This window comes from Fibrobacter intestinalis (genome assembly GCF_900167415.1).
GTDB classification, from domain to species: domain Bacteria; phylum Fibrobacterota; class Fibrobacteria; order Fibrobacterales; family Fibrobacteraceae; genus Hallerella; species Hallerella intestinalis.
In genome coordinates, this window is sequence record NZ_FUWU01000097.1 from 1 (window position 1) to 5501 (window position 5501).

Here is a 5501-nt window from a genome sequence, read left to right on the forward strand (position 1 = left end):
CATTCACGTTTCTCCATTTGCCATTCGGTTGATGGCGCGCCTTGCGCAATACCTCTCGCAGGCCTTTTTCCAGTCCCTGATGGGCTTTCCGGAACGGTCCTTCCAGCCGCGCTCGGTGCAGAGTTCCCACCACTCGCGGGCGTCGGCATCGGAGAGCCTTGCGGCCTCGGCGAAGTCGTAGAGCTCCGCCGTGGAGGGCGGGGGGATGCGCTTACCAGTTGCGCACCCCTCCGCCGGGCTTTTAGCGGAAACTTTGGGGGGTGCGCCAACACCCCCGGCGCGCGCAGCTGCCACCTGCGTTGCGCTTGCCGCGGAACCGCCAATGTCAGGAGGATCGAGTTTCTCGGCGGATTCACCCGCGGCGGTTGTGGATTGAGTCTTGCGGGGTCTCTTTCTTTCCGCGTCTTTTGCTCGAAAATTTTCCACGTCAGCGATAAGCTCTGCCGCAAAATCATTCATTGCGGGGTTGTAATAGGCGAGAGCCTCAGCAAATGCCTTTACCCAAATGACCAGCTCTTTGTCATTTCGCGAAAGGACCTCACCTAAAAAACGAGCCACTGGCAACTGAACTGTGGACAGCGATTTCATTTTCCGAACTTTTCCAAAATCGCATTACTGGCAAGTGCGCCCTTTGTCATAGGCACCCCTTTTTTTTCAGATTCCGCCTTGGCTCTTTCCAGAGCTTCCGCGGCGGCGTAAGTAACCGCTATCTGTTGTCGTTGAGATTTTCTCATTTTTTCTTGATTCATACTCTGAATATATCAAGATTTTCTCAAATTGTCAAGAGTTTTAATAAAGATTTTCAAAAATTTTTTGAGATTTTCTCATTTCTTTGTATTTTTGCAAAGAGGTTTGCAATGAATATCCAAGCATTTTTAGAAAGAACTCACCAAACAGGCACGGAACTAGCAGCCAAACTTAACGTCGATGGTTCGGCTGTGTCTAACTGGTGCAAGGGAAAAAATACGCCGAAATATACAGTGTGCCTGCAATTGCTAAAAATGGGAGCGAAAATTGAGGAAATCTTTGACGAAGAGGCCGCTGAAACAATAAAAAAAGACATTTTAACGCTTCAAAATACCTCTAAAATGACGGATAGCGATTGCGAAGAAATCGTTAAAAGAGGAATGGCTAAACTTTTATTCCAAGGGAATCAAACGGAATCCAACGGAATTTGACGGAATCCGTTGTACATACACTCATACATTCATACATTCATTCACGCATCCAATAATAACCACTCTCTCCATTAAGTAGAATTCTGTATATAAGCCCCTCTACTCTCTTTTTCTTTGGTTCTTTCTTTTGCCGGAGCAAAAAGAGCCGAGCCGAGGGGATTGGATAAAAGTAAAGAAAAAAGCTTGACAATGATTTATAAAATATATATATTGTATCTATGATTAAATGGAACAAAGACAAAGAACAGAAACTTCTTGACGAGCGCGGAATAAGCCTAAGCGATATTTCGGAAATCATTGAATCCGGGAACGTTCTGGACGAAGTCTTTGTCCCTAATCAAAAAGACCATCCCGGTCAAAAAATGTTCGTTGTCGAATACGACGGGGACATTGCCTGCGTTCCGTTCGTAAAGGACGATGCGGGAAACTTCTTCCTGAAAACGGCCTTCTTTTCAAGAGTGGCCAGAAAAAAATTTGGAGGCGAAAATGACGACTAAATTCATCAACGAGCCGTTCGACGATGAGGAACGGCAACTCATGGAGGCCGTGGAAAGCGGGAATTTCCAGAGCGTACCCAAAGAGGAGTTCGAGGCGACAATGCAGGAAATCAGGGACGGAGCCACCGCCAAGGTGATTTCCATCCGCATGCAGGGCGAAGACCTCCGGGGTATCCGCAGGATAGCCAAGGATGCCGGGATGCCATACCAGACGCTCATCAACAGCATCATCCACCGATACGTGAACGGCGGCATCTCGTTCAAGGTGCCGGTGTAGGGCGCATTCACGGATTTCATGAGTCCGCCCGGCTGGGCGGGCTTTTTTATAAAAAATCATCGTCCAATGCAACGAGCAGCGACGCTTGCAGCGGCGTTTTTTGCATTTTTTTTGAAATTATTCAACTTTATGTAATAAAAATACTTGACATAGTAAATAAAATAATGTGTATTATAGACATGAAAGCAAGAGAAGTAAAGAAGATGCTTGAGGATGCAGGATTCAGACTCGCTCGGATACACGGTTCGCACTGGATATACGAGAAAAAGGGATTCCCGCCGATACCGGTTCCGGACCACGGCGGAAAAGACCTTAAACCGGGGACGCTGAACAGGATTCTCAAGATGGCGGGACTCAAATAGGGTCCCCGCCCTTTCTTCCCTAAAAAAGGAGTCATCATGAACTACGTTGCAAGATTCTTCAAGGACGGCGATGGCATCGGCGTGGAGTTTCCGGACGTTCCGGGGGCTTTCACCTGCGCCGACAGCATGGAAGAGGCCAAGCAGATGGCAAAGGAATGCCTCGACGGGGTGCTTTCCGTAATGCTGGACAGGCGCGACCCTCTCCCGGAAGCAAAGACCAAGGCTGACCCGAAAAGGCGGCTTTTCCCCGTGTTCGTGGACGAGCGTCTGGCAATCGCCTACTCCGTGTTCGAGGCTCGCCGGGGCAAGTCCGCCGCCGAAATCAGCCGCCGCATGGGCATTTCCAGACAGGCGTACCAGCGCTTGGAGGACCCCAAATCAAGCCTTTCCGTATCTACGCTCATCAAGTTGGCCGACGCCCTCGGCAAGAAGCTTGAAGTGCGGCTGGTGTAGGATACGGCACTTCCCTCATGCGCGCCCCTTTTCCGGGGCGTTTTTTTTGCCTTTTTCGGTGTTTTTAGGAATCTTTCGGAATCTTTCGGGGTTTTGCCCATCCTTGCCCGTTCAGGGGCTAATTTTCAGTTGATGAAAAAGAACTTGAGGGACTTCACCGACTTCGAGCCGTCGCTTTTCCGGCGGACTCCGGAGGGATACCTTACCGGCCGCATCCGCGTCACTGGGGCCGGCGTCTTCTCCTATCGCGGGGATGGCGGCACCTTGCGCAGGCTTCGCCCTGTGAAAGTGGTGGGCGATGCGGAAAGCTTCGGCACGCTGAACGGAAAACCCGTGACGCTGCTGCATCCGTCAGACGACGTGACGCCCGACAATGCGCGCAACCTGTCCGTTGGATTTTCGGGCACTGACGCGGAATGGGACGGCCTTAACGCCTACGTGACCATTACCGTGACCGACAGGAAGGCGATAGACGCCATCGAGTGCGGCGACGTGGAGGCTGTTTCCTGCGGATATTCGGCGGACATATCGCGCGAAGGCGGCAACTGGCAGGGCAGCGAATACGACGAAGTCATGTCGTGCATCCGCTACAACCACATCGCGCTGGTGAAGGCGGGCCGCGCCGGGGACGGGGTGAAGTTCAGGATCGGCGACAACGCCGACGCAATGTTTTTTGAAACCGACAACCGCCGGGAGTTCCCGGAAGGAGAAAAGATGAAGACGATGATTATCGACGGCGTGCAGTGCCAGGCCGACGAGGCGGTCGTGGAACGCGTCCAGAAGCTTGAAAAGGCCTTGAAGGACGCTTCGGACAGGGAGGCTGGCTTCAAGTCCGAAATGGACAAGGCGGTGGCCGCCCGCGACGCCGCGACCGCAGAAGTGGAAAAGCTGAAGGCCGAACGCATGGACGACGAGGCCATTGCAAAGGCCGTTTCCGCAAAGCTCGAACTGGTCGAAAAGGCCAAGTCCTGCGGATGCGATGTTACCGCCAAGGATTCCGACGATGACATCCGCAAGGCCGTCATCAAGAAGGCGTTCGGCGACCGCATGGACGTGGAAGGCAAGAGCGCAGAATACGTGGCCTCGGCTTTCGATTCCGCCGTGATTTCGCTCGGCGATTCCGCCGGAAAACGGAAACAGGGCAACGGCCTCGAATCCGGCTTCAACGTCTGCGATTCGGATGACCCGGAAAAGGCGTACGCCGACATGTGCGGAAAACTCAACGGAACTAAAAAGGAGGGATAGGCCATGGCTTATTCAGGAAACCAAGTGGGGGCTCCGGGACTTCTCTTCCCGTTCGTGCTCCATTCCATCGAAACTGGAATCCTCCAGGATTCCAAGGACTCCGAAGGCGGCTTCGCTCTCTGGGGCAAGAAGGGCGAGACCGGCAAGGTCTATGCGGCAAAGCCCGAAAGCGACGGCATCCTTCTGGGAATCGCCCAGCGCACCACCGTCTGCGACGGCTACGACGAGGGCGACGCCGTGAACGTGGTCAAGAAGGGTCGCGTCTGGGTGAAGGTCAAGGGCGAAGTGCTGGCCGGACAGCCCGCATACGTGGACGACGGCAGCGGACTTCCTACGGCCACCGCCGGAACCGCCATCGCCGGAGGCTACTTCAAGTCCAACGCGCAGGACGGCGAACTCGCCGAACTGGAAATCGCATAAGGAGGAATCAATGAAATTTACAGACTCGCAGCTCAACGACATCCGTCGGCTTTTCAACCAGATAGCCACCGAGACCTACGGCCTCGAACGCGAAGCCCTCAAGGCCACCGCATTCATCCCCCGCCAGAGCGGCGTCGGCGAATGGGCGGATTCCTGGACGTACAAGGTCCTCTCCGAAATGGGCATCGCCAAGTTCATCAGCGACTACGCCGAGGACCTGCCGCCCGTTTCCCGCGCAATGGAACTCAGGACGGTCACCATCCGTCAGATTGCGGACAGCTACGGCTATTCCGAGGCCGAGGTGATGCAGTGGCTCACCGCCGGCATCGACCTCTCCCGCGACGACGCCGAGACCGCTCGCCGCAAGATCGACGAGAAGGTGGACGAGGTGCTTCTTGTCGGCGACAAGTCCGTTGGCATCGAAGGCCTCTTCAACAACTCCAACGTGACCCCGGTCGCCATCGCGGCGGGCGCAAAGGGCACCACCGATTTCAAGTCCAAGACAAAGGACGAAATCGTGGAGAGCGTACAGGCGATAATCGACGGCGCGTACGCCCTGAACGGCGGCACAGTCGTACTCGACACCATCATCCTGCCGCACGGGGCGTTCAGCCACATCGCGACCGCCAGCGTGAGCGCCACCGATTCCACCACCATCCTGAACCACCTGAAGACGGTCTTCCGCGAACAGGGAATCACGGACTGGCAGGAATCCCGCAAGCTCGACGGCATCGGCGAAAACTCCAAGGACCGCGCCGTCCTTTACAAGAAGGCTGCGAACGTTGTCTCCTACGTCCTGCCCATCCCCTTCCGCCAGAAGGCTCCGCAGGAATGCGCGCTGCACTTCAAGGTGCCTTGCTACGCACGAATCGGCGGCACGGTCATCAAGAACCCGAAGGCCATCGTTTACGCCGACGGCGTGTAGTTTCTTTCTTAATCCGGTACTCCCTTGGGGGGGAACCCCCATGGGTTCCGGATTTTTGACTGAAAATTTTTGACATAAATTAAAAACCGGAGAACGAAAATGATTGTTACAAACAAAACAAGACACGCGGTTGTTTACGGTAAG

General features: G+C 54.3%; 10 protein-coding genes. 8 read left to right on the forward strand and 2 right to left on the reverse strand.

Going from position 1 to position 5501, the window contains the following annotated elements; genetic code table 11:
• Window positions 1–3: 3 nt before the first annotated feature.
• Window positions 4–588, reverse strand: a complete 585-nt coding sequence (locus B5D40_RS14725; RefSeq protein ID WP_078777526.1) for a hypothetical protein — start codon at window positions 586–588, stop codon at window positions 4–6.
• Window positions 585–749: a hypothetical protein gene (locus B5D40_RS15790; RefSeq protein ID WP_158222076.1), complete on the reverse strand. Its 165-nt coding sequence runs from the start codon at window positions 747–749 to the stop codon at window positions 585–587. Before B5D40_RS15790 ends, B5D40_RS14725 begins: the two co-directional genes overlap by 4 nt.
• Between B5D40_RS15790 and B5D40_RS14730 the strand changes: the two genes are divergently transcribed.
• From B5D40_RS14730 to B5D40_RS14765, 8 genes are all read left to right on the forward strand, one after another.
• Window positions 741–1178 carry a helix-turn-helix transcriptional regulator gene (locus B5D40_RS14730; protein ID WP_078777527.1) on the forward strand — a complete coding sequence of 146 codons (438 nt, stop codon included), beginning with the start codon at window positions 741–743 and terminating at the stop codon, window positions 1176–1178. The two genes, B5D40_RS15790 and B5D40_RS14730, sit on opposite strands and share 9 nt — an antisense overlap.
• Window positions 1179–1396: 218 nt before the next feature.
• Window positions 1397–1675, forward strand: coding sequence for a DUF4258 domain-containing protein (locus tag B5D40_RS14735; RefSeq protein ID WP_078777528.1), 279 nt, complete (start codon window positions 1397–1399; stop codon window positions 1673–1675).
• Window positions 1665–1952, forward strand: a complete 288-nt coding sequence (locus B5D40_RS14740; RefSeq protein WP_078777529.1) for a hypothetical protein — start codon at window positions 1665–1667, stop codon at window positions 1950–1952. Before B5D40_RS14735 ends, B5D40_RS14740 begins: the two co-directional genes overlap by 11 nt.
• A gap of 164 nt (window positions 1953–2116) precedes the next feature.
• Entirely contained in the window at window positions 2117–2314 is a 198-nt protein-coding gene (locus B5D40_RS14745; protein ID WP_234978180.1) for a type II toxin-antitoxin system HicA family toxin, read from the forward strand.
• A gap of 36 nt (window positions 2315–2350) precedes the next feature.
• The gene (locus B5D40_RS14750; protein WP_078777459.1) at window positions 2351–2767 is read left to right on the forward strand and encodes a type II toxin-antitoxin system HicB family antitoxin; all 417 of its coding nucleotides are present in this window, start codon (window positions 2351–2353) and stop codon (window positions 2765–2767) included.
• Between the two features lie 132 nt (window positions 2768–2899).
• The gene (locus B5D40_RS14755) at window positions 2900–4012 is read left to right on the forward strand and encodes a DUF2213 domain-containing protein (protein WP_078777458.1); all 1113 of its coding nucleotides are present in this window, start codon (window positions 2900–2902) and stop codon (window positions 4010–4012) included.
• 3 nt (window positions 4013–4015) lie between these two features.
• Window positions 4016–4432, forward strand: coding sequence for a structural cement protein Gp24 (locus B5D40_RS14760; protein ID WP_078777457.1), 417 nt, complete (start codon window positions 4016–4018; stop codon window positions 4430–4432).
• Window positions 4433–4442: 10 nt separating this feature from the next.
• Complete coding sequence (locus B5D40_RS14765) at window positions 4443–5357, forward strand: major capsid family protein (protein WP_078777456.1); 915 nt, start codon at window positions 4443–4445, stop codon at window positions 5355–5357.
• Window positions 5358–5501: the final 144 nt, after the last annotated feature.

What these genes read in the sequence shown, in the direction of transcription:
- B5D40_RS14750 (WP_078777459.1), top strand. Translation starts at nt 2,351, where the DNA reads ATGAACTACGTTGCAAGATTCTTCAAGGACGGCGATGGCATCGGCGTG.
- B5D40_RS14765 (WP_078777456.1), top strand. Translation starts at nt 4,443, where the DNA reads ATGAAATTTACAGACTCGCAGCTCAACGACATCCGTCGGCTTTTCAAC.
- B5D40_RS14760 (WP_078777457.1), top strand. Translation starts at nt 4,016, where the DNA reads ATGGCTTATTCAGGAAACCAAGTGGGGGCTCCGGGACTTCTCTTCCCG.
- B5D40_RS14755 (WP_078777458.1), top strand. Translation starts at nt 2,900, where the DNA reads ATGAAAAAGAACTTGAGGGACTTCACCGACTTCGAGCCGTCGCTTTTC.
- B5D40_RS15790 (WP_158222076.1), bottom strand. Translation starts at nt 749, where the DNA reads ATGAATCAAGAAAAAATGAGAAAATCTCAACGACAACAGATAGCGGTT.
- B5D40_RS14745 (WP_234978180.1), top strand. Translation starts at nt 2,117, where the DNA reads ATGTGTATTATAGACATGAAAGCAAGAGAAGTAAAGAAGATGCTTGAG.
- B5D40_RS14740 (WP_078777529.1), top strand. Translation starts at nt 1,665, where the DNA reads ATGACGACTAAATTCATCAACGAGCCGTTCGACGATGAGGAACGGCAA.
- B5D40_RS14735 (WP_078777528.1), top strand. Translation starts at nt 1,397, where the DNA reads ATGATTAAATGGAACAAAGACAAAGAACAGAAACTTCTTGACGAGCGC.
- B5D40_RS14725 (WP_078777526.1), bottom strand. Translation starts at nt 588, where the DNA reads ATGAAATCGCTGTCCACAGTTCAGTTGCCAGTGGCTCGTTTTTTAGGT.